The 24,390-nt window shown below is 37.3% G+C and carries 16 protein-coding genes; 15 read left to right on the top strand and 1 reads right to left on the bottom strand.

The genetic code is table 11. The annotated features are described in order from the left end of the window. Positions 1 to 265: 265 nt before the first annotated feature. Both LPB89_RS16225 and LPB89_RS16230 read left to right on the top strand, forming a co-directional pair. On the top strand, positions 266 to 847 hold the full coding sequence (locus LPB89_RS16225; protein WP_230702738.1) for a TetR/AcrR family transcriptional regulator: 582 nt from the start codon (positions 266 to 268) through the stop codon (positions 845 to 847). Positions 848 to 969: 122 nt separating this feature from the next. Continuing rightward, on the top strand, positions 970 to 1,761 hold the full coding sequence (locus tag LPB89_RS16230; RefSeq protein ID WP_230702739.1) for an SDR family NAD(P)-dependent oxidoreductase: 792 nt from the start codon (positions 970 to 972) through the stop codon (positions 1,759 to 1,761). 235 nt (positions 1,762 to 1,996) lie between these two features. Here the strand turns inward: LPB89_RS16230 and LPB89_RS16235 are convergent, their stop codons facing one another. After that, complete coding sequence (locus tag LPB89_RS16235; protein WP_230702740.1) at positions 1,997 to 4,624, bottom strand: beta-glucosidase; 2,628 nt, start codon at positions 4,622 to 4,624, stop codon at positions 1,997 to 1,999. Between the two features lie 244 nt (positions 4,625 to 4,868). Here LPB89_RS16235 and LPB89_RS16240 point away from each other — a divergent pair, with 244 nt between their 5' ends. The 13 genes from LPB89_RS16240 (at position 4,869) to LPB89_RS16300 (ending at position 24,372) form a co-directional block, all read left to right on the top strand. Continuing rightward, positions 4,869 to 5,900, top strand: coding sequence for a LacI family DNA-binding transcriptional regulator (locus LPB89_RS16240; protein ID WP_230702741.1), 1,032 nt, complete (start codon positions 4,869 to 4,871; stop codon positions 5,898 to 5,900). 373 nt (positions 5,901 to 6,273) lie between these two features. Then, positions 6,274 to 8,436, top strand: a complete 2,163-nt coding sequence (locus tag LPB89_RS16245) for an alpha-glucuronidase family glycosyl hydrolase (protein ID WP_230702742.1) — start codon at positions 6,274 to 6,276, stop codon at positions 8,434 to 8,436. A gap of 19 nt (positions 8,437 to 8,455) precedes the next feature. Further along, the gene (locus LPB89_RS16250) at positions 8,456 to 9,193 is read left to right on the top strand and encodes an SDR family NAD(P)-dependent oxidoreductase (RefSeq protein ID WP_230702743.1); all 738 of its coding nucleotides are present in this window, start codon (positions 8,456 to 8,458) and stop codon (positions 9,191 to 9,193) included. 47 nt (positions 9,194 to 9,240) lie between these two features. After that, positions 9,241 to 10,410, top strand: coding sequence for a mannonate dehydratase (gene uxuA, locus LPB89_RS16255; RefSeq protein WP_230702933.1), 1,170 nt, complete (start codon positions 9,241 to 9,243; stop codon positions 10,408 to 10,410). A gap of 51 nt (positions 10,411 to 10,461) precedes the next feature. Further along, entirely contained in the window at positions 10,462 to 11,577 is a 1,116-nt protein-coding gene (locus tag LPB89_RS16260) for an endo-1,4-beta-xylanase (RefSeq protein WP_230702744.1), read from the top strand. A 278-nt stretch (positions 11,578 to 11,855) separates the two neighbouring features. Continuing rightward, complete coding sequence (locus LPB89_RS16265) at positions 11,856 to 13,289, top strand: MFS transporter (RefSeq protein WP_230702745.1); 1,434 nt, start codon at positions 11,856 to 11,858, stop codon at positions 13,287 to 13,289. Between the two features lie 25 nt (positions 13,290 to 13,314). Then, on the top strand, positions 13,315 to 14,340 hold the full coding sequence (locus LPB89_RS16270) for a glycoside hydrolase family 43 protein (protein ID WP_230702746.1): 1,026 nt from the start codon (positions 13,315 to 13,317) through the stop codon (positions 14,338 to 14,340). A 43-nt stretch (positions 14,341 to 14,383) separates the two neighbouring features. Beyond that, positions 14,384 to 15,091 carry an NUDIX hydrolase gene (locus tag LPB89_RS16275; protein WP_230702747.1) on the top strand — a complete coding sequence of 236 codons (708 nt, stop codon included), beginning with the start codon at positions 14,384 to 14,386 and terminating at the stop codon, positions 15,089 to 15,091. Positions 15,092 to 15,151: 60 nt separating this feature from the next. Beyond that, positions 15,152 to 16,633, top strand: a complete 1,482-nt coding sequence (locus tag LPB89_RS16280; protein WP_230702748.1) for a xylulokinase — start codon at positions 15,152 to 15,154, stop codon at positions 16,631 to 16,633. A gap of 8 nt (positions 16,634 to 16,641) precedes the next feature. Further along, on the top strand, positions 16,642 to 17,967 hold the full coding sequence (xylA, locus tag LPB89_RS16285; RefSeq protein ID WP_230702749.1) for a xylose isomerase: 1,326 nt from the start codon (positions 16,642 to 16,644) through the stop codon (positions 17,965 to 17,967). 170 nt (positions 17,968 to 18,137) lie between these two features. After that, positions 18,138 to 18,794, top strand: coding sequence for a fructose-6-phosphate aldolase (fsa, locus tag LPB89_RS16290; RefSeq protein ID WP_230702750.1), 657 nt, complete (start codon positions 18,138 to 18,140; stop codon positions 18,792 to 18,794). A gap of 526 nt (positions 18,795 to 19,320) precedes the next feature. Beyond that, the gene (locus tag LPB89_RS16295) at positions 19,321 to 22,413 is read left to right on the top strand and encodes a TonB-dependent receptor (RefSeq protein ID WP_230702751.1); all 3,093 of its coding nucleotides are present in this window, start codon (positions 19,321 to 19,323) and stop codon (positions 22,411 to 22,413) included. Positions 22,414 to 22,425: 12 nt separating this feature from the next. Beyond that, the gene (locus LPB89_RS16300) at positions 22,426 to 24,372 is read left to right on the top strand and encodes a RagB/SusD family nutrient uptake outer membrane protein (protein ID WP_230702752.1); all 1,947 of its coding nucleotides are present in this window, start codon (positions 22,426 to 22,428) and stop codon (positions 24,370 to 24,372) included. Positions 24,373 to 24,390 lie beyond the last annotated feature (18 nt).

Below are 24,390 nucleotides of genomic sequence, written 5' to 3' on the forward strand. Positions count from 1 at the left end.
AAAATAACATACAAATACATCAAAAATAAATAGAAGCATAAAATTGGAAGATTATGTTTTTATGGACGGCCCGTCTTTTCATTGTAAAAGGCGGGTTTTTTGCATCCGTGATTCAAAAATCCTTAAAAAAAGGCGTTTTGATGATTTTCAGATCTAAAACGGGGATAGCAAGATACTTGTGTGTTTTTAAAAAAAAAGCATTAAAAAATCTTGGTTTTTAAAAGAAAGATTTTATTTTTGTATCGATCAATACAATAATGCTGTTATGAGAGGAAGGCCTACGATTTTTAAAGAACAGGAACTGCTGGAAAAGGCACAGCATGTTTTCTGGCAGAAAGGGTATACGGCAACTTCATTGGAAGATTTGCTAAAAGCCATGCAGATTGGAAGCGGCAGTTTTTATAATACTTTCAAAGGAGGCAAAAAGGAATTGTTTTCCAGGGCTATTCAACAGAGAAGAGAAGCTTTCGCCGAGTTTAAGGCCATCGTTGATGCAAGTGCAGCGCCACTTGAAGTGATTAAAGATTTTTACCGCTCGCTGGCGGATTCTGACAAACAGACCCACTTGCAGGGCTGTCTGATTGTTAATACGGTTACAGAGATGACTTTTGTAGATGAGTTGCTGGAGAAAGAAGCAGTAAAGGTTTTAAAAGAAGTGGAACAAATGTATACGGCTGTCATTGCTAAAGCGCAAAAGGACGGAATCATGAAAAATAAGACCAACGCAGAGATTCTGGGACGTTACTTAATAACCTTCTGGAACGGATTTAATGCGACAAGACGTATGTATCCCGACAATACAATTCTTAAAGCCCAAATAGAAATGCAGCTTAGTATATTGAGCTAAGTTTTTTTTATTTTTTTTTGTAACAATCAATACAAAATAAATTAACCTGTTTTTATTGAATAGTGACAGCAGCAGATCTTTTCAAGATCATTTTTGTAGTAATCAATACAAAATAATATATAATGGATTTACAATTACAGTCAAAGACCGCTTTTATCAGCGGTTCTACTCAGGGCATAGGTTATGCCATTGCCCAACAGCTTCTTGCTGAAGGTGCCACTGTTATCATAAACGGTAGAAACCAGGCTAAAATCGATGCCGCTATTCAAAAACTCAGGCAAGAAATACCGCAGGCAGAAGTGTTGGGTATAGCTGCTGATTTTTCAGATGTGGAGCAGGTTAATGCTTTAATAGGCACTTTGCCACAGGTGGATATTCTGATTCATAATGTTGGGGTTTTTGAACTCAGGGATTTTATAGACATTACAGATGAGCAATGGTTATCAATATTTGAGATTAATGTCATGAGCAGCATCAGGCTCTCAAGAGTATTGTTCCCAAAAATGATGGAAAGAGGCTGGGGCAGGGTGCTGTTTATCAGCAGTGAATCCGGAGTCAATATTCCAGAGAACATGATCCATTACGGAATGACCAAAACCGCTTTGCTTTCCATTAGCAACGGCCTTTCCAAACTCACAAAAAATACTCAGGTTACGGTTAACTCTATCGTAGGAGGGCCTACGTATTCCGATGGTGTTGCAGAGGTGGTGTCACGGATTGCCAGGGCACAACAGCTGTCAGAGGCACAAATGAAAGAACTTGTTATACAAAATACCAATCCAACCTCACTTCTTCAGCGTTTTATTAATCCTTCTGAAATCGCTAACATGGCAGTGTATCTCTGCAGTCCTTTATCCTCAGCAACCAACGGAGCAGTTACCAGAGTAGATGGCGGTGTGCTAACTGCGCTATAATAATTATGAATTAACAATCTTTAAATAACAAAAGTTCAAAAATTGGAGAATCCACGGGAGATGTGCATAATTGCAGTGGTTCCCATTGTTTTTCATGATTTCAGCGATATAGATTTTTCTTCTTACAGCTTATCAACGGACAGGATAAGCTTGTATTTCGTTCAGCTTAATTGCGTCCGCATTGCGGACGCAATTTGAAATTATAAATTGGTTCTTAACAGGATGTCATACCTGCTTAGTTCTCTATTTCAATAATTTGGGACAGGATGTTACTTTTTATTGGATTTTTTTCATCTGGCTGAGCACCGCCAACAGTAAGTTTAACTTTACCTTCGTATTGCTTTAACTTTCCTTCGGCAGTCACATAACAAAGGTCTTCAGGGGACAGATTAAAAGTGATGGTCTTGCTTTCGTCTGGTTTTAAATTAAAACGTTCAAATCCTTTTAGACTTTTCAGTGGTGCTTTTACAGACGGATTCTGATTGATGATATACAATTGGGCCACTTCTTCGCCTTCTGTTTTGCCGGTATTGGTTATTTTTACCGACACCGGAACAATTTCATTCTTTTTTATTTTAGAAGGAATAGTTAACTGATCGTATTTAAAAGAAGTATAGCTCAAACCATATCCAAAACCAAAAAGGGGCATCCCCCTAAAATAGCGATACGTTTTGTTGTCCATACTGTAATCAACAAACGAAGACAAGTCTGAATCGCTTTTGTAAAAAGTGACAGGCAGTCTTCCTGCCGGATTATAATCTCCAAACAGAATATCGGCTACTGCAGTTCCTGTCGCCTGACCGCCGTACCACGCATTCAGCACTGCAGGAATGTTTTCTGCTTCCCACGGAATTGCAATGGCACTTCCTGTCATCATTACAAAAACAACTGGTTTTCCTGAGCTTTTTAGTGCCTTCATTAATTGAGTTTGTACTTCAGGAAGCAGAATAGAAGTACGGTCACCACCGGAAAAGCCCGGAAAATTAACCGGCATTTCTTCTCCTTCAAGTTGAGGTGATATGCCTCCGACAAATATAAAAGCATCGGCATCTTTGTTTCGGTCCGTTAATTTCGCAAAATCAGTTTTTACAAAATTTCCGGTGCGTAAGGCTACGTTTGCTTTTCCTTCGCCCTGCCAGTATTCTAAAACTAGCTTATAAACTGTATTTTTTTTGGTCGTTAACTGAAAAGTTTTTTCTCCCCATCTGTTTTTTTTCCAGGCGTTTACGACTTCTTTTCCATCAATTAGAAAACGATAGCCGTCATCAGCGCTAAGTTCGAATGTAACAGAACCGTCTTTGTCTGCAGTAAAGTTTGTGGTATAACGCGCAGAGAAATGATTGGCCTTAATATTTTTCAGAACAGCTTCGCCTTCCTGCCAAAAGTTATTAATTTCCGGTTCCGTTCTTACCGCAACAGGACTTCCTGATAAATCAACATTGTCAAAATATTCTGCTTTAAACCCCGCTTTTCCTTCGTAGTGATATTGATTTTTCAGATTTTGATAGACTAATAAAGTATCATTGGTAAAATTAATTGCCTGTTCATAAACAACTTCCGTACTATTGCCCAGTTTTTCTTTGATTCCATTTAAAACCGTTGTCAATTTACCGGGAGTTCCATTGTAATTTCCTAATATTGAAATAGCATTATCTGCATTAGGCCCCAGAACTACAATCTTTTTTAATTTTTTGCTCAGCGGCAATATATTTTTTTCATTGCGTAGTAAAACCATTGATGCTCTGGCCATTTGTAACGCATGCTGACCATGCTCGGGACTTTCGAGAACAGATGCAGGTGTCTGTGCATACCTGACCATGGCAACAGGATCAAACATACCGAGCCTGAATCGGATCATAAAAAGTCTTTTTACCGAAATGTCTATTTGTTTTTCACTGATTTTTCCATTTTTTACTGCCTGAACCAAAGCTTTGTAAGCATCCGTACCACAGTCAATATCGGTGCCGTGAAAAACAGCATCTGCTGAAGCTGATTCAGCATCAGGATGCGTTTTATGGTTCTTAAAAAAATCGTCAATTGCCCAACAGTCTGAGGTTACGTAACCCTCAAATTTCCATTGATTACGTAAAATATCTGTCATCAGAACGTCACTCGCGCAGCACGGCTGTGTTCTGAAAGCATTGTAAGCACACATCACGCCGGCTACTTTTGATCCTGTTATTAATTTTTGAAACGCAGGAAGATAGGTATCCCAAAGCTCATAAGGCGTTACATCCACATCAAAAGTATGGCGCAACGATTCCGGACCGCTGTGTACGGCATAATGTTTGGCACATGCCGCTGCTTTTAAGTATTTAGGATCGTCGCCCTGAAGTCCTCTCACAAAGGAATCGCCTAGTATACCGGTCAGGTACGGATCTTCACCGTAGGTTTCCTGACCGCGTCCCCAACGCGGATCACGAAAAATATTAATATTCGGTGTCCAGTATGTGAGTCCCATATAACGCTCATTTGTTCGGTTTAATTCTAAGGCTTTATTGTAAATTGCTCTTCCTTCCAAAGCTGAATAATCGGCCATTTTAAAAAGAGAATTTCTATCGAATGTCGCCGCCATGGCAATCGCCTGCGGGTAAACCGTTGTTTTAAAAGGAGTCCGTGCTACACCATGTAAAGTTTCATTCCACCAGTCGTAAGCAATTATGCCAAGACGTGGAATTGCGGGAGATGCATTCAGCATTTGAGAAACTTTTTCTTCCAGAGTCAGCCGGCCCACAAGATCATCTACCCGTTCTTCAAAAGAGAGGTTAGGGTTCTGAAATAAAAATTTTCCTGATTTTTCTTGTCCAAAGCAAAAAAACGTAATAAAAAGTAATAACAGGTATCCGGATTTTGGTGATTTCATAAGCTTTTTGGTTTTACAATTTTTAAAATGCAGCATAACAGTAAGTAAACAAACAACCGATTGTGTAAAGAAACATAATTTTTTATAATAAAAAAAATATGTTTTGAATAGGGCTGCAAGCAATAATTTTTGATCCTTCTCCATTGAATATTTTAGAATAACAATTTTAGTGTGCTAAATGCGTGCACAATGAATTGATGTATCATTAAAATAATTACATTTACTGATTCTAGTATTATAAGTAATGGAAGAACACAGACATGTAACGATATATGACATTGCCGAGAAGCTTAATCTTGCGACATCGACAATTTCACGGGCTTTAAAAGATCATCATACTATTAGTGATAAGACCATTAAAAAGGTGAAGCAGACAGCGAAAGAAATGGGATTTGTTCCCAATACGCTGGCGGCAGGCTTGCGTGGCAATACATCAAAAACTATTGGGATTTTAATTCCAACCATAACACAGCCCTTTTTGTCTTCTTTGATCAGTGGTATCGAAATTACCGCTCAAAAATCTGAATATTCAGTTATTATTATGCAGTCGCATGATTCGTACGAAATGGAAGTGAATCTGGCTAAATCCTTATATAGTAACAGAGTAAGCGGAGTGATCTGTTCTCTTGCTATGGAGACAAAGGATACAGCTCATTTTAAACAATTTTCCAATAACAATATTCCCCTTGTATTTGTAGACAGGGTTCCGAGAGATTATGATACGTTTCGGGTCGTTATAAATAATTACCTGGCGGGATACAAAGCAACAAAACATCTTATTGAACAAGGCTGCAAAAGAATTGCACATTTAACTGCGGGATCAGAATTCGGGACACTTTATAATGAGCGCAAAAGGGGATATATGGATGCTTTATTGGAGCACGAACTTCCTGTTGATGAAAAGCTGATTATAAATTTAAAGGAAATGACCTATGAAGATGGGGTAAAGGCCTGTAATCAATTATTTGATTTAAAGGTGCGTCCCGATGGTCTTTTCGCGCCCGGAGATATTTTGGCTGTAAGTGCTGTACAGACAGCTAAAAAAAGAGGAATTAAAATACCGGAAGATTTCGCGGTAATTGGTTTTAACGACGATCCAATCTCTAAGATTATAGAACCGAATATTTCAACTATAACGCATCCGGCTGAAAAAATGGGCAAAGCAGCAGCTGAACTAATTATTAAAAACCTGAAATCGGTTAAGGAAGAAGATGCCAAAGAAATTACGTTTTTAAATACACAAGTTCTTGTGCGTGAATCCTCTAAGAGGATTTAGGTTCTCTTTTTAATTATATATAAACCTGTTAATTGCGATTAACAGGTTTTTTTATATCAAATTTTCTCCAAATCTTCTGATTTCTTTCCATATAGCCCAAGGTTTCAGGCTTGGGAGACATATCGATAATCATTCTGCGTCCAACGGTTGAAACCGTTGGTTATGTTTTACAGCATTTGTTTAAAGTGATTCCCAAATTAAAAAAAATCAATTTTTATTTTTTTATTCCCTTATTTTTGTATTTTAGCACAACCGATTGCAACTTGATAATTTTTTTTGAAAGTATATTTTTTTAGCACTTTTTTTGCTAAATAGTAGGGTTTTGAGTAAAATTTTTGATTTGTACTTTAAATTAAATTGACAGAAAAGCCAAATGACACATCTTAAAAATAAATTTCTCCAGTCTGTCTTCTTGTTTTTTATAGTGTGCTGGTCTTCATCAGCTCAAAAAGATTATAAATTATGGCTGCAATACACTAAGATTGATAACGCTGATTTAAAAACGCAATATCTTTCTACTATTCAGGGGATTGTTTCTTTGGAAAAATCGGAAAGTGCAAAAATTGCCTTTACAGAACTGCAATTTGGTTTGAATGAAATGTTGGGGAAGAAATTTGAAAACAAACCGGTTATTACAGGAGATCATAACATTATTATAGGTTCACGGGAATTTTTAACTTCCGAAATTCAAAAAGAGATTGGAAATTTCGATCAAATAAATGACGAAGGTTTTATTATTAAATCCATTTCGATAAAAAATCAAAAACAGATTATCATTACAGGAAAAAAAGATATTGGGGTTTTATATGGGGTTTACAGTTTTCTGAGATTGATTCAAACCAATAAATTGATCACAAATTTGAATATTCCTGATTCACCAAAAACAAATATCAGAATCTTAAATCACTGGGATAATTTAGACCGAACCGTAGAACGCGGTTATGCCGGATTTTCGTTATGGAACTGGCAAAAACTGCCTGATTTTATCGATCAGCGTTATATTGATTATGCCCGCGCAAATGCATCAATAGGAATTAACGGAACGGTGTTAACCAACGTAAACGCAAACGCTTTAATTCTGACGCCGCAATATTTAGAAAAAGTTGAGGCTTTAGCAAATGTTTTCAGACCGTACGGAATCAAAGTTTATTTAACGGCCCGATTCTCGGCACCAATCGAAATTGGAGGTTTAAAAACAGCCGATCCCAAAGATCCGGAAGTTAGCAATTGGTGGAAAAACAAAGCCAAAGAAATTTATAAACGAATTCCGGATTTTGGAGGATTTCTGGTAAAAGCAAATTCAGAAGGGCAGCCGGGTCCGCAAAATTATGGCAGAGATCACGTCGATGGCGCCAATATGCTGGCCGACGCCGTAGCACCTTTTGGAGGTGTTATTATGTGGCGCGCTTTTGTCTATTCAGAGCATGATGCAAACGATCGTGCCAAACAGGCCTACGCCGAATTCGTGCCTTATGACGGAAAATTTAAAGAGAATGTAATTGTTCAGGTCAAAAACGGAGCGATTGATTTTCAGCCTCGTGAGCCTTTTCATCCCATGTTTGGCGCGATGCCAAAAACACCTTTGATGATGGAATTTCAAATCACTCAGGAATATTTGGGTTTTAGCACACATCTCGTTTTTCTGCCCAAATTATTTCAGGAAGTTTTAGAATCAGATACGTATCAAAAAGGAAAAGGTACAACGGTTGCCAAAATTATTGAAGGCTCTTTCAACAAAACAAAACTAACCGGAATTGCAGGAGTTTCGAATATCGGTAATGACTTAAACTGGACGGGACATCCTTTTGCGCAGGCAAACTGGTACGGCTTTGGGCGATTGGCCTGGAATCCGTACTTGGATTCAGAAACCATTGCAGAGGAATGGCTGCGATGCACTTTTTCAAACGATGAAAATTTTGTAAAACCAGTAAAAGAAATGATGCTTCAGTCGCGTGAAGCAGTTGTAAATTATATGACACCGTTTGGTTTGCATCACATTATGGACACGGGGCATCATTATGGTCCGGGTCCGTGGGTTTCCAATTTGTCACGACCGGAATGGAATCCGGTGTATTATCACAAAGCCGATACAAACGGAATTGGTTTCGACCGTTGCAAAACAGGAACTAATGCCACCGCACAATATGCTCCCGAAGTTCAAAAAATGTTTGACAATCTCGAAACCTGTCCTGAAAAGGATTTGTTATGGTTTCATCATGTTTCCTGGGATTATAAATTAAAAAATGGTCAGACAATTTGGAATGGTCTGGCCTTGAAATATCAGGAAGGCGTAAATCAGGTTGCAGCAATGAAAAACGTTTGGAATAAATCGCAAAAATATGTTGATGATGAACGTTTTAAGGAGGTTCAGATGTTGCTGGAAATTCAGTATAAAGAAGCAAAATGGTGGAGGGATGCGTGTTTGCTCTATTTTCAGCAATATTCAGGAAAGGAATTACCTTTAGGCGTTGAAAAAGCAACACAGTCTTTAGACTATTTTAAATCATTAAAATTTCCTTTTGCACCAGGAAATTAATATTCAAAGTAAAAAAAATATGAGTATAAAAACAGCAATTGTAACCGGAGGAAATTCAGGTTTGGGATTTGCAACAGCAAAAAAATTATGCGATAACGGCATTAAAACCTATATAATTGGAAGATCAAAAGAAAAAACGGAAGATGCCTGCCAAGAAATTGGACCAAATGCAGTTCCGGTTTTATATGACCTGAATGAGATAGCGGGAATTGGTGAAATGATCGAAAATATTACCAAAGAAAATCCAATTGATATTTTGGTCAATAATGCAGGAATCAATCTGAAAAAAGAATTCACAGACGTTACCGATGAAGATTTTTTATCTGTAATTCACACCAATCTTTTGAGTGTTTTTGCTGTTAGTAAAGCCGTTGTGAAAAACATGAAAGAAAATAACGGAGGAAGTATCGTCAATATCAGTTCAATGGCGTCGCAATATGGTATTCCAAAAGTAATTGCATATTCGGCCAGTAAAGGCGCGATCGAATCGATGACCAGAGCAATGGCTGTAGAATTGGCACCTTTTGGTATTCGTGTCAATTGCATCGCTCCGGGATTTATTAAAACCAAAATGTCTTCTGCAGCACTTGATAATGATCCGGAAAGAAAAAATAAAGTACTGGGAAGAACGCCAATGGGCTTTTTGGGAGAGCCCTCAGACATTGCAGATGCCGTTTATTATTTCGCCCTGAGCGAATCAAAATACACCACCGGAACCGTTTTGCCTGTTGATGGCGGAAATAGTATTGGTTTTTAAGAACCTGTGACTTTGCGAGATTAAAAAAAATACTCAGTATGATAAAAATGCAGCAAACAATGCGTTGGTTTGGACCAAATGACAACGTAAGTTTATTAGATATAAAACAAGCCGGAGCAACCGGAATTGTTACGGCCTTGCATCAAATTCCTGTCGGTGAAATATGGACTGTTGAAAACATTGAGGAAAGACAGCAAATTGTAAGAAATTCAGGTTTAGAATGGACAGTCGTTGAAAGTTTGCCGGTTCATGAAGAAATAAAACGCGCGACCGGAAATTATCTGCAATACATTGAAAATTATAAAATAAGCATCAAAAACTTAGCAGATTGCGGTATTAAAATAATCACCTATAATTTTATGCCAATTTTGGACTGGGTTCGAACGGATCATAATTTTAGTAATGAAGATGATAGTAAAGCGCTTTTATACAACCAGGATGCATTTACTTATTTTGATATTTTCCTGCTAAAAAGACCCAATGCTGAAAATGATTATTCGGATAAGGAAAAAGAAAATGCATTACAATTTGGAAATAAACTTTCTGAAGAAGAAAAAGCCTTATTATTTAAGAATGTTTTACTGGGATTACCGGGAAGTACAATCCATTTTACGGCAGAACAAATTCTCTCTTTATTAGATAATTATGCCCATATCAATAATGAAAAACTAAGAGAAAACCTGATTTATTTTTTATCAGAAGTTGCGCCGGTGGCTGCTGCATATGATGCTAAGTTAGCCATACATCCCGATGATCCGCCGTTTTCAGTTTTGGGCCTGCCCAGAATTGTTTCTACCGAAGAAGATATAAAAGCCATTTTAAATGCCGTTCCTTTTAATTCGAATGGATTGTGTTATTGTACAGGTTCTTTGGGGGCAGATCCGAAAAATAATCTGGAGAGAATTATCGATGATTTCGGAGATAGAATTCACTTTTTACATCTTCGAAACACCTTCCGCGAAAGCGAAACTATTTTCAGGGAATCGGAACATTTGAACGGTGATGCCAAAATGGAAAGGATTGTCGAGAAAATCCTGCTGCTAATGAATACCAGAAAAATAAGTTTGCCAATGCGTCCGGATCATGGCTTTTTGCATGAGGCTGATAAGGAAAAAGAAACCTATCCCGGTTATTCTCTGACAGGAAGACTAAAAGGTCTTGCGGAATTAAGAGGGCTGGAAATGGGTATCGCTTATAAACTGAAAGAATTGACGTAAATGATTTTCTACGAAGTAAAAGATACTAAATATTAACTTAAACCAATAAACATGAGATTATTTAACCACTCTCTGCTGCTTTTGTCTGTCTTAGTTTTCAACAGCTGTAATGCGCAAAAAGAAAAAGATCCTGTTTCTTTAAAGGAAAGCTATAAAAATGATTTTTATATTGGAACTGCCCTGAGTGCAGATCAGATTGAAGAAAAAAACAGCAAAGAAGATGCGTTGATCAAAAAAGAGTTTAATGCTATCACAGCGGAAAACATTATGAAGTCGATGTTTATACATCCCTTTAAAGATAAATATGATTTTGCGCTTACCGATAAATTTATAGCGTATGGTAAAAAAAACAAAATGTTTATTCACGGTCATACCCTGATCTGGCACAGTCAGCTGGCGCCATGGATGCAAAAAATTAAGGACAGCACAGAAATGAAAGCTTTCATGAAAGATCATATTAAGACGATTGTTTCTAAATACAAAGGCAAAGTAGATTCGTGGGATGTGGTGAATGAAGCTTTAAACGAAGACGGAACGTTAAGAAAATCAATTTTTCTGGACAAACTGGGCGAACAATATCTTATAGATGCTTTTAAACTCGCTGCCGCTGCAGACCCAAAAGTAGATTTATATTACAACGATTATAATAATGAAGAACCGGCCAAAAGAGCAGGAAATATTGCTTTAATCAGGAAAATAAAAGCAGGTGGCGGTAAAATTGACGGCGTTGGTATTCAGGCACACTGGAAATTAGATTATCCGTCATTAGAAGAAATTGAAAAAAGTATTTTGGAATATTCGGCCCTTGGTATTAAGGTTGCTTTTACAGAACTTGATATTTCCGTTTTGCCAAATCCAAAAGATTTTAGCGGTGCAGATGTAAACCAAAATTTTGAGGGTGATCCTAAAATGAATCCGTATCCTGAAAAGCTTCCGGATGCAGTACAAAATAAACTGGCAGAACGTTATGCTGCTATTTTTAAATTATTTTTAAAACACAAAGACAAAATTAGCCGCGTTACATTTTGGGGCGTTCACGATGGACAGTCCTGGTTAAACGACTGGCCTGTAAAAGGCAGGACAAATTACCCCTTGTTATTTGATAAAAACTTAAATCCCAAAAAAGCATATAACAGCGTAATTCAGTTAAAAGAAATAAAACAATAAAAATTTGTGGTAAATACACTTTTTTTTATGAAGTACACAACCGAATGCGTTTTTTGTTTTATATAATGAAATAATTAAATTTTGACTTGCTAATTCTCTTTTTTTATATAATTTTACACAACCGATTGTTTTGATCGATTTTGTCGTTTTAAAGAAGATAAACACTATGTGATGAAATTAACAGTACGTTGATTGCTGCATGTGATTCTCTTTCACGAAATGTTAAAAAAAAAAGAAACCCTGCAGGAAAAGCTAACCAAAAAATAACCACACCAAGAATGAATTACATTTCACAAAAATTATCTGTTAAAGAGAAAATTGGATACAGTTTAGGGGACTTAGCGGCAAATCTTGTTTTCCAGACCTTAATGACTTACCTCGCTTATTTTTATACCGATATCTACGGATTATCCCCAACAGATTCTTCTATAATTATGCTGGTCGTAGGTTTGATTGCTGCTTTTGTATTTAATCCAATTATTGGTGTTTTGGCAGACAGAACCCGCACTAAATGGGGAAAATTCAGGCCCTGGATTTTAATCACCGCAATCCCCCTTGGTGCCATCGCTTTACTGGCTTTTACAACACCAAATTTCTCTTATCACGGAAAAGTAATTTATGCTGTTGTCACCTATACGTTATTGCTGCTTTTTTACGCCAGTAATAATTTACCCTATTCAGCTTTAAGCGGGGTTATAACGGGCGATATGCGCGAGAGAAACAGTATGTCCGCTTATCGTTTTGTGGCGGTAATGTTTGCCCAGTTCTTTGTTCAGGTTTTTATGCTGGGCATTATTAAAAGTGCCGGAAACGGCGACAAAGCCATTGGTATCGAAAAGGTAATGACTGTTTTGGCAGTAATCGGAACAATTATGTTGTTAATCACATTTTTAACTACAAAAGAACGTATTATTCCAAAACCGGAACAAAAATCAAGCATTAAGGAAGATTTAAGCGATTTGATGAAAAACAAACCGTGGATTATTATGTTAAGTCTTACTACACTGGTATTCATTACTCTGGCAATGAAAGGCGGGTCTTATGTATATTATTTTGAAAATTATGTAGACAAACAACAGCTTGCGATTTTTATCCAGCCTGTTTTGGATGTTTTATCGGCACTAAAATTGAACTATTTTGGAAGTGATCCTGTTTCTGCCGGTTTTGGATTGTTTAATGCAGGCGGCATTATTTTCATGATTGTGGGGATTACATTATCTAAAAGTCTGGCTGATAAATACGGAAAGCGAAATATTTTCGGATTGTTTTTATTCATTTCAACCTTGTTTATTATCGCATTTTATTTCTTTCCGGCAGCGGCAATCAGTTTTATGTTTTTCTCTCAAATTTTACATGGTTTTTTCTACGGAATAACGATTCCGCTTTTGTGGGCGATGATTGCAGATGTGGCTGATTATTCGGAATGGCTGAATAACCGTCGTGCAACGGCTATTATTTTCTCTGCCATGATGGTGGGCTTAAAGGCCGGATTGAGTATTGGCGGGGCTCTTACGACTTCGTTTTTAGGGTATTTTCAGTATGTGCCAAATGCTTCAAGCCAAACCGGTCTTGCCATAAACGGAATCAAATTACTGGTAAGCATTTTTCCCGCAATACCCTTTTTAATTGGCGTTACACTATTGTTTTTCTATAAAATCGATAAAAAAATGGAAGTACAGATAGAGACAGATTTAAAAGAAAGAAGAACTTAATTATTTTATAAAACACAATACAACTATGCCTGAAGATAGTACTGAACAAATTAATTTCGAGCAAATTAATAAAAAAGCCATTTCTCAGCCTTTGGTTTCTCATATTTATACGGCAGATCCATCGGCACATGTTTTTAATGGCAAAATTTATATTTATCCGTCGCATGATATTGATGCAGGTATACCGTTTAACGATAACGGTGATCATTTTGGAATGGAAGATTATCATGTTTTTTCAATGGAAAACATTAATGCTGAAACTATTGATAACGGAGTTGCGCTTCATGTTGATGATGTGGCCTGGGCCGAAAAGCAAATGTGGGCACCGGATGCAGCCTGTAAAAACGGGAAATTCTATTTGTATTTTCCCGCAAAACGCGCTAACGGAATTTTCCAGATTGGCGTTGCGATAAGTGATTCCCCTGTCGGGCCATTTTTGCCTGAACCGGAAGCTATTAAAGGAAGTTATAGTATTGACCCTGCTGTTTTTGAAGATGCTGATGGGAAACATTATATTTATTTTGGCGGCATTTGGGGCGGCCAGCTTCAAAAATACAGGAACAATAAATTTGATGTAAATCATGAAGAACCTCTGGCAAATGAACCTGCTTTAGGACCAATTGTGGCATTGCTTAAAGATGACATGCTGGAATTTGCAGAAGAACCAAAAGAGATTGAAATTCTGGATGAAAACGGAAAAATTTTATTAGCCGGAGATAACGATCGTCGTTTTTTTGAAGCTTCGTGGGTACATAAATACAACGATAAATATTATTTTTCGTACTCAACAGGTGATACGCATTTTATTTGTTATGCTATTGGCGATAATCCGTATGGGCCGTTTACGTATCAGGGTAGAATTTTGAATCCGGTTGTAGGCTGGACATCGCACCATTCTATTTGTAAAGTCGAAGATGAATGGTATTTGTTTTATCATGATTCGAGTTTATCAAAAGGCGTAACGCATTTGCGAAGTATGAAAGTGACCAAAATAGATTACCTGGAAGATGGTTCAATCATAACAATAGACCCTTACATAGTAGAAGATTAGGAGATTAGGCAGAAGAAAAGTAATTCATTAAAATTTATTTTCTATGAAAAGGGGAGATGAAAAAATCAGAAAAATTGCCAGGCAATATAGTACAAACAAAATAGAAATTGATTGTGTAATATTCAATTTTGAAAACAACAGCCTTAAAGTTTTATTGGTAAAACAGCAAGACCATGAGGGAATTATATCTTGGAAATTGGCCAGCGATTACATTAAAAAAGGCGAAACAATATTGAGTACGGCTCATAATATCCTGAAGAATTATATTGGAGGCGATCAATTTTTCTTAGAGCAGTTAAAAGCATTTAGCTATCAGCCCTCTTCTTCATTGAAGGAAGATATTTCGATTGCTTATTATGCTTTGGTGAAAAGAGATAGCAGCAAAGATACTATTGCTAATAGTGATGTTAAATGGATTGGTATTAGGGAAATTGCAGGTTTAAACGATAAACATAAAATAATTCTGGATTTTAGTTTAAAAGAATTACGCCGGAATATCTGCAAAAGTGCCGTCGGATTTAATTTATTACCGGAGAAATTTACATTGCTGCAGGTTATAAATCTGTATGAAGAAATCCTCGGAATCGAAATAAATAAATCCAATTTTAGAAGAAAGCTTTTGCAGACCGGAATCGTCCATGATTCAAATGAAAAAGAAGAAGATGTATCCCACAGAGCGGCAAGGTTTTATAGTCTTAATATCCGGCAGCACGAGGTTTTATCTCAAAGGGATATTAATTTTAATTTTTAATTGAAATTTAAAATGATGACAATTCAGGCCGGCAAATTTAATTTTAAGAATCAGTAAGTTATGTATTATATAGGATTTGATATTGGAAGTTCGTCTGTAAAAGTGGCTTTGGTAGAAGCAGAAACAGGAAAAAAAATAATTGTTTTGAACGAACCTCAAAACGAAATGGAAATTGTCGCCCTTCATTCTGACTGGGCAGAACAAAATCCTGAAATTTGGTGGGAGCACATTTGCACCGCAACAAAAAGAGCGATTCGTGAAGCAAATATCGAAGCGTCAAAAATTACCGGAGTTGGTATTTCGTACCAGATGCACGGACTGGTTATCGTAGATAAAGACGGAAATGCATTGCGAAACTCGATTATCTGGTGTGACAGCCGTGCGGTCGAAATTGGCAACAAGGCTTTCGCCGAAATCGGAGAAGAAAAATGTATGGAACATTTGCTGAATTCTCCGGGAAATTTTACCGCTTCAAAATTAAAATGGGTCAAAGAAAACGAACCTGAAATCTACAGCAAGATTTACAAATACATGCTTCCGGGCGATTATATTGCGCTAAAACTGACAGGAAAAATTACCACCACAAAAAACGGTTTGTCTGAAGGAATGCTTTGGGATTATAAAGAAAACAAAGTAGCCAATTGGTTATTGGACTATTACGGAATCGATCCATCCTTAACGGCAGATATTGTTGAGAATTTTACCAATCAGGGAGTTTTAAACGAAAAGGGGGCTAAAGAATCAGGACTTCCGGTTGGTATTCCGGTGGTTTACAGAGCGGGAGACCAGCCTAATAATGCCTTGGCTCTAAATGTTTTAAATCCGGGAGAGGTTGCTGCAACCGGCGGAACTTCGGGTGTTTTTTATGCCGTTAGCGAAATGTCGTCCGGAAAAAGTACAAGAGTAAACAATTTTGTGCATGTTAATTACGAAGAAAAAAAACCGCGTGTCGGTAAACTTTTAAATATCAACGGGGCCGGAATCCAGTATCGCTGGCTGCGCAATAATATGGGCGATGAAACCTACGAATCTATGAATCGTAAAGCTTCAAAAATTGATATAGGTTCTGATGGTGTTGTCGTGATTCCGTTTGGAAATGGGGCAGAACGCATGTTCAACAATAAAAACATCGGAACACATTTTTTAAATCTCAACTTAAATATTCACAATAGTGCGCATTTGTTCAGGGCTTCTCTTGAAGGAATCGCTTTTTCATTTGTGTACGGAATGGAATGCTTAAAGGATGATAATGCAACGATTAATGTGATCAGAGCGGGAAACGATAATTTGTTCCGTTCCGAGATTTTTTCGAATACAGTGGCAACACTGATCAGTCACGAAATCGAAATTTACAATACAACAGGAGCAGTAGGAGCCGCAAGAGCAGTTGGTTTAAAAGATGGCGATTACAGCAAATTTGGTTCGAGTATTACAACCAACGATCACGTAATGACTTTTTTACCACTTAAAAATGCGGAACCTTACCAAAAGGCATATCAAAAATGGAAACAGGAATTAGAACTAATAGTAACACATAAATAAAGAACAAGATGATAGTTTTAGGCAATAAAGAATATTACAAAGGCATAGGCCAGATAAAATTTGAAGGTAAAGAATCTGATAATCCGTTAGCATTTAAATACTACAATCCGGATCAGGTTGTGGCAGGAAAAACAATGCGGGAGCACTTTAGATTTGCTATTGCGTACTGGCACACTTTCTGCGGACAAGGAAGCGATCCGTTTGGACCGGGAACTCAGAATTTTGCGTGGGATCAGTCTTCAGATCCAATTCAGGCGGCAAAAGATAAAGCCGATGCTGCATTTGAATTTATCAGCAAAATGGGATTTGATTATTTCTGTTTTCACGATTATGATTTGATTGCTGAAGGACCCACTTTCGCAGAATCTGAAAAACGTCTGGCAACGATTACAGAATATCTAAAACAGAAGAAAGCAGAATCAGGAATTAAATTGCTTTGGGGAACTTCAAACTGTTTCTCGAACCCGAGATTCATGAACGGAGCGGCTACAAATCCGGATTTTAATGTAGTAGCAAGAGCAGGAGGGCAGGTAAAATTAGCACTTGACGCAACGATTGCTTTAGATGGGGAAAATTATGTATTCTGGGGAGGAAGAGAAGGTTACATGTCTCTTTTAAACACCGATATGGGAAGAGAATTAGACCATATGGCGCAATTCTTAACAATGTCAAGAGATTACGCCAGAGCACAGGGATTTAAAGGAACTTTCTTTATAGAGCCAAAACCAATGGAGCCATCAAAACATCAATACGATTTTGACTCGGCAACAGCCATTGGATTTTTACGCGAATATGGCTTGGATAAAGATTTCAAAATTAATATCGAAGTAAACCACGCAACTTTGGCTCAGCATACTTTTCAGCATGAACTGGAAGTAGCTGCAAAAGCCGGAATGTTAGGAAGTATTGATGCTAACAGGGGGGATTACCAAAATGGCTGGGATACAGATCAGTTTCCAAACAACATTCAGGAAACTACCGAAGCGATGCTTGTTTTCTTAAAAGCTGGCGGACTACAAGGCGGTGGTGTAAACTTCGATGCAAAAATCAGAAGGAATTCGACTGATCTTGAAGACGTTTTCCATGCGCATATCGGTGGTGCGGATACTTTTGCAAGAGCATTATTAACGGCGGATAAAATTATTACTTCTTCTCCATATGAAAAATTGAGAAAAGAAAGATACAGTTCTTTTGATTCCGGAAAAGGAAAAGATTTTGCTGAAGGAAAATTAAACCTGAAAGACTTGTACGATATCGCAAATCAAAATGGTGAATTGTCATTACAAAGCGGGAAACAGGAATTGTTTGAAAATATTATTAATCAGTATATTTAACTGATGTGATAGTTATAGAAAGTTAATTTCTGATTAGCTTTCTATAACTATACTTTTCGAGAAGTATTAAAAAAATATTTAGTACAAAATAACCACAATCAGTATCATTCCGAAAAAAAGAGGAATGAAAAAAACACGCTGATTAACCAACCAAATTAAAACCACAAAAAATGAAATTTTTTATAGATACAGCCAATTTACAGGACATTCAGGAAGCACAGGAAATGGGTGTTCTGGACGGGGTAACAACAAATCCGTCGTTGATGGCAAAAGAAGGAATTACAGGAAAAGATAACATTTTGAAGCATTATTTAAATATCTGTAATATCGTAGATGGAGATGTTTCGGCAGAAGTTGTTTCAACAGACTATGATGGAATGGTGCGGGAAGGCGAAGAATTGGCAGCGCTGCATCCGCAAATTGTGGTGAAGTTACCCATGATTGGCGATGGCATAAAAGCCTGTAAGTATTTTTCATTAAAAGGAATCAAAACCAATGTTACTTTAGTATTCTCTCCAGGACAGGCATTATTAGCCGCAAAAGCAGGTGCAACGTACGTTTCTCCTTTTTTGGGAAGGCTTGATGATATCTCAACAGATGGGATGCACTTAATTGAAGAGATAAGGGAAATTTATGATAATTATGAATACAAAACCCAAATTCTGTCAGCTTCGATCAGGCATACGATGCATATTGTAAATTGTGCCAAAGCAGGCTCTGATGTTATGACGGGACCACTTTCTGCTATTAAAGGATTATTAAAACATCCATTAACGGATATCGGGCTAAATCAATTTATTGAAGATGCCAAAAGAATGAAATTATAAAGATCTTACTGCCAGTTTGATAAGATAAATTTTAATGATTTTATATCTTAAAGTTCCTTTTGAAATTAAATTTGAAAGGAGCTTTTGTATTTTACATAACAACCGATTGCTTTTCGGTGCTTTCTGCTGCTTTTCTGCATCTGAATATTTAGCCATCAGACGTCAATACTAAGCTAACTTCTTGGTTAAACTTTCATTTTAACAATATTTTTACTTTGAATAATGTTCTTCTTCTCAGGTTTGCTACCGGCGTTCTTAATTTTTATCTTTTTATCTTTTTTTTAGTTAAATAGAAATAACCTGGTGTTATTATCAAAATTCTGATTAAAACCAATTCTGATAATTAATATTGTTCATTATTTTAGGGTTATAATTATTCACAATGTTTTTTAAAGTGTATTTTTTTACTAATTATATAAAAAAATAACAAACAACCGATTGTGTATTAACTGCTTTTTTTTATATTTGTATTAAATACACTTATTAACTAAACCAATTAAATTTTAACTATCTAACATCAATTTTTATGACTAACTTTTTTGTTACAAGTAAATTGAAGCATCAAAAATGCTTTTATTTTTTGATCTTAATGTTTGCGCTATCGCTCCACTCGGGTGCGCAGACAAAAGTTACCGGAACCGTATCAGATGCCAATGGTCCAATTCCCGGTGCTAATGTGAATTTAAAAGGAACAAAAAATGGAGTAAGCACCGGTTTCGACGGTACTTATACTATCAATGTGCCTTCTAACGGTGTTCTTGTTTTTAGCTTTATAGGTTTAAGAAACAAAGAAGTAACAGTAAATGGACAAACCCTAATTAATGTAAGTCTTGAAGAAGATTCAGCGCAATTAAAAGAAGTAGTTGTTATTGGGTACGGAACACAAAGAAAGGAAGCCGTAACCGGATCCGTAGCATCTATTGGAGGAAGCGAATTGAATGAAGTACCCGCTGCCAACGTAACCCAGGCATTACAGGGAAGACTTGCAGGTGTGGATTTAACTCAGACTTCGACAAAACCTGGAGCTGCCATGCAGATTCGTATTCGCGGTACCCGATCTTTAACGGGAAGTAATGATCCTTTAATTGTTTTGGACGGAGTTCCGTTTGCAGGTTCTATCGGAGACATAAATCCCGTAGATATCAAATCTGTAGATGTTTTAAAAGATGCATCAGCAACAGCTATTTATGGTTCGCGTGGTGCAAACGGGGTCATATTGATAACAAGTAACAAAGGACGTAAAAATCAAAAAGCTACCTTTAATTATAATGGATTCAGTGGTATCAAGCAGGTTTTTGGTAAATACGATATGATGAATGGTGCAAAATTTGCGGCGCTTCGCGATTATTCCACTTTATATACAGATGGTATTGATGAAGCAAGAGGTAACAATACAGACTGGCAGAAGTCGCTTTACGGCGCTGGTGAAATGGTTAGTCATGATGTAAGTGTTTCCGGAGGTACGGAGCGCGGAGCGTATAATGCGGGCTTGGGCTATTATAAAGAAGAGTCTGTTCTGCCTGGCCAAAAATACGAACGCTACAGTATTAGATCCGGATTAGATCAGCAGATAGGCAGCGCTTTCCGTATAGGATTTAATATGAATAGTAACTATTCTGTTACTAATGGCGATAATATAGGTACAGGGACTATTCTGGGAACCTCTCCATTAGCCAATCCTTACAATCCCGATGGATCTCTAAAAAGAACAGTTAGAATGGGAGCAGATGAAAACTGGGTTTACACCAGGGAATCCATTAACAATTTAGGAGAATCGTATGTGAATCAAACCAGGGCTTTCAGTTCTTATAATAATATTTTTGCGGAGGTGAAAATACCGGGGGTAGAAGGTTTGAAATACCGTATGAATACCGGTTTAAATTTACGTTTGTCCAATAGTGGTTATTATGAAGGGCAGGGAGTATTTGATGTAAATCCTACTACCATTTCTAATGCCTCTATCACCAACACATTATCAACGCAATGGCTTATTGAAAACCTTATCACATACGATAAAACTTTTGCAGAAAAACATACCGTAAATTTTGTTGGATTATATTCAAATGAGCAGTTTACAGGTAATACTTCACAGATATCAAGAAACGGAATTACTTCGGATGCATTTCAATTTTACAACTTAGGTCAGAGTGAAGAAGAAGCGGTTATAAATCCTGCCAATCAGGATTACACACAATGGGGATTAAGCTCCTATATGGCCAGAGCGATGTATTCGTACGATAATAAATATTTTATTTCCGGAACAATTCGTTCAGATGGTTCATCACGATTGTCCAAAGGAAATAAATGGGTAACTTATCCGGCTGTTTCTGCAGGATGGACAATTTCAAATGAATCTTTCATGAAAAAACTTTCATGGGTTAATTTATTTAAAGTACGCGCAGGTTACGGAGAAACTTCTAATCAGGCTGTAGATCCGTATCAGACTTTGGGAGCGTTAAGTACAAGACCTTATAATTTTGGAAATACGAATTCTACTGGTGTATATGTTACAACATTGCCTAATCCGGATTTAGGATGGGAATATTCGACAACATGGAATTACGGATTAGATTTTGCATTCCTTAACAATCGTTTGTCAGGAACAATCGAATATTACAAAACAAATACAAAAGATTTGCTGCAAAGAGTAAATCTTCCGGCAACATCAGGAGTTAGCAGTTATGTAGGTAATGTTGGTGAAACTGAAAACAAAGGTTTCGAAATAGCTTTAAACGGAGTTATCCTTGATAATCCAAAAGGGTTGAGCTGGACCGTTGGGTTCAATTTATATGCCAATCAAAATAAGTTAGTAAAACTTGCTTCGGGAGCACAAAGAGATGAGGCTAACTCATGGTTTGTAGGTTATAATATCAATTCTATTTATGATTACGAAAAAGTTGGCATCTGGCAGGAAGGTGATCCCTATATGTCTACATTAGAACCCGGACCAACTGGTATCAACCAACAAGGAACAGTGGTAGGATCTATCAAAGTTAAGTATACAGGAGGTTTTAATCCGGATGGAACACCAACACGCGCCATTAATGCAAGTGACCGACAAATAATCGAAACAGACCCGGATTTTCAGGGTGGTTTTAATACCAATTTAACGTATAAAGGTTTCGATTTTTCTGCAGTTGGGGCATTCAAAAGCGGCGGTGTTTTAATCAGCACACTTTATGGAGGTAACAGTTACTTAAATCTTTTAAATGGCAGAAGAAGTAATGTTGATGTAGATTACTGGACACCGGATAACAGAGATGCTGAATTCCCTAATCCAAGAGGAATTAGAAGTGGTGATAATCCAAAATACATTTCTACGATGGGCTATTTTGATGCATCATACGTAAAAATCAGAGCATTAACTCTTGGATATACTTTAGATCAGGAATTTATGAGAAATTTAGGGATTCAGAAGCTGAGACTTTATTTTACAGCGCAAAATCCGTTTGTACTTTTCTCTCCTTACAACAGAAAATCAGGAATGGATCCTGAAACAAATTCTTTTGGAGATGAAAATCAGGCCGTAACAGGTACTTACCAACGCAGGTTTTTGGTTATTGGAACCAATACACCTTCGACCAGAAATTTTTTATTCGGACTTAATTTAACATTTTAATCAAGAAGAACCATGAAACGATATATTTTTAAAAACTTAATTATAGGATCAGTAGCTTTGTTCTCCTTTGCGGGCTGCTCTGATATTTTAGAAGAAAAACCACATGATTTTTATGAACCGGGTTATTTTAAAACAGAACAGGGAGTGCTACAGGGCTTAACCTCGCATTATGCACATTTGCGCTGGATATACGGGCAGGCCTATTATTACAATTCCGTTCAGACCGGTACAGATGAAAATACTTACGGGCAGCAAGCCGACGGAAATTTCAAAGATCATGACTTATCAGGAGTTGGGATTATAAATGCCACTTCGAGCAGAGCCGATGTCGTATGGAATAATTCTTATAATGATATTAATACGGCAAGCGGAATTATTGAAAATGGTGCAGCAGTAGGTGTAGCAAGCAGCTTAATTGCCGAATCTAAATTTTTCAGGGCTTTTGATTATTTTTTATTAGTACAGAATTTTGGAGGCGTTCCTTTAGATTTAGGAACAGGCGAACTAAAATTTAATAGTAAACCGTCCAGATCTTCAAAACGAAATACCGTAACAGAAGTATATACCAAAGCTATTTTTCCGGATTTAACAGCAGCAGTAAAAGAATTGCCTGATGCGCCAAGATTAACAGGTACGGCAACTAAAACTTTAGCTCGTTTAATCTTAGCAAAAGCTTATTTAACATATGCATGGTGGTTAGAAAATCCAAACAATATTCCTACTTATCCGGACACACCAAGAACAGATCCTGACGGGCACAACGCGCAATGGTATTTTCAGGAGGCTTATAATATAGCTTTGGAGGGAATTAATAATCCGGGATCTTATGCATTATTGCCTTATTATTATGATGTAAACTTAGGATCTAATGATCGAAATAAAGAGTTAATGCTTTATGCAGACCATACAGAAGCCAGCGAATATTATAACGGAGCAAGCCTTACCTATGGCAGCGGAGGGGCACCGGATAATTTTGCAGGCTGGATGGGAACATTTAATTATACTTCTATAAGAAGTAAAAATGCTTCCGGAGCTTCTGTTTCTACGGTGCAGCGTGCGGCTGATCAATTCTTGGGACGTCCATGGGTAAGAATGGTGCCGCCTATTGAAGTCTTTACAAAAACTTTTACAGATAAAACAAACGATTCAAGATATGACGGAACATTTGCAACTGTTTATCGTGGCAACTGGAATTTACTGGGAACAGGATTAACCGATGTAGCAACATTATATAATGCTAACGGATTACCGGTAAAACCAGGCGATGCTATTGTAACTTTTCTTAATGATGAACCGTCTGCACCAATTACATATCCTGCCGGAGCAGGCGATAACGGTGTTGGTGCCGGAGTTTTACCGGGCAGATCTGATTATGTAATTTCTCCATCGGGAATAAGCAGAATAGTATATCCCGGTTTATGGAAATTGGGCCCATATCGTACCGATAATGCCGGAGGATTAGGACAGCCAAATGCAGGAAGTACAAGACCTTATCCGGTGGCTAAATTCTCCGAACTTTATTTTGTTGCGGCAGAAGCAGCGGTAAAAGGAGCAACAGGCGCAATATCAGCAAGAGATCTTATCAATGTAATAAGAGCCCGTGCAGGAAAATGGCGTTGGGATAATAATGGCAGAGTGGCAAAAACAGCAGACAACAGCGCTTTGCTAACAAGTACAACTCCTGCCGTAATTGATATTAATTATATTCTGGCTGAACGTTCCCGTGAGTATTATGGAGAAGGGTATCGCTGGTACGATTTGGTACGAACTCAAAAATGGAATGAACTTGCCGGAAAATATACAATAGGCGGATCAAATTACGGACAGCATACACCGGAAGTTGTAACAAGAACAATACAGCCTTATCATTATCTTCGTCCTATTCCGCAAGGGCAAATAGATGGTATGGAAATGTCTGATGCAGATAAAAAAGCCTACCAAAATCCGGGATACAATTAATAAATATTTTGAACATAA

The organism is Flavobacterium sp. ENC (assembly GCF_020991415.1).
Classification (GTDB): Bacteria; Bacteroidota; Bacteroidia; order Flavobacteriales; family Flavobacteriaceae; genus Flavobacterium.

What these genes read in the sequence shown, in the direction of transcription:
- LPB89_RS16225 (WP_230702738.1), top strand. Translation starts at nt 266, where the DNA reads ATGAGAGGAAGGCCTACGATTTTTAAAGAACAGGAACTGCTGGAAAAG.
- LPB89_RS16230 (WP_230702739.1), top strand. Translation starts at nt 970, where the DNA reads ATGGATTTACAATTACAGTCAAAGACCGCTTTTATCAGCGGTTCTACT.
- LPB89_RS16235 (WP_230702740.1), bottom strand. Translation starts at nt 4,624, where the DNA reads ATGAAATCACCAAAATCCGGATACCTGTTATTACTTTTTATTACGTTT.
- LPB89_RS16240 (WP_230702741.1), top strand. Translation starts at nt 4,869, where the DNA reads ATGGAAGAACACAGACATGTAACGATATATGACATTGCCGAGAAGCTT.
- LPB89_RS16245 (WP_230702742.1), top strand. Translation starts at nt 6,274, where the DNA reads ATGACACATCTTAAAAATAAATTTCTCCAGTCTGTCTTCTTGTTTTTT.
- LPB89_RS16250 (WP_230702743.1), top strand. Translation starts at nt 8,456, where the DNA reads ATGAGTATAAAAACAGCAATTGTAACCGGAGGAAATTCAGGTTTGGGA.
- uxuA (WP_230702933.1), top strand. Translation starts at nt 9,241, where the DNA reads ATGCAGCAAACAATGCGTTGGTTTGGACCAAATGACAACGTAAGTTTA.
- LPB89_RS16260 (WP_230702744.1), top strand. Translation starts at nt 10,462, where the DNA reads ATGAGATTATTTAACCACTCTCTGCTGCTTTTGTCTGTCTTAGTTTTC.
- LPB89_RS16265 (WP_230702745.1), top strand. Translation starts at nt 11,856, where the DNA reads ATGAATTACATTTCACAAAAATTATCTGTTAAAGAGAAAATTGGATAC.
- LPB89_RS16270 (WP_230702746.1), top strand. Translation starts at nt 13,315, where the DNA reads ATGCCTGAAGATAGTACTGAACAAATTAATTTCGAGCAAATTAATAAA.
- LPB89_RS16275 (WP_230702747.1), top strand. Translation starts at nt 14,384, where the DNA reads ATGAAAAGGGGAGATGAAAAAATCAGAAAAATTGCCAGGCAATATAGT.
- LPB89_RS16280 (WP_230702748.1), top strand. Translation starts at nt 15,152, where the DNA reads ATGTATTATATAGGATTTGATATTGGAAGTTCGTCTGTAAAAGTGGCT.
- xylA (WP_230702749.1), top strand. Translation starts at nt 16,642, where the DNA reads ATGATAGTTTTAGGCAATAAAGAATATTACAAAGGCATAGGCCAGATA.
- fsa (WP_230702750.1), top strand. Translation starts at nt 18,138, where the DNA reads ATGAAATTTTTTATAGATACAGCCAATTTACAGGACATTCAGGAAGCA.
- LPB89_RS16295 (WP_230702751.1), top strand. Translation starts at nt 19,321, where the DNA reads ATGACTAACTTTTTTGTTACAAGTAAATTGAAGCATCAAAAATGCTTT.
- LPB89_RS16300 (WP_230702752.1), top strand. Translation starts at nt 22,426, where the DNA reads ATGAAACGATATATTTTTAAAAACTTAATTATAGGATCAGTAGCTTTG.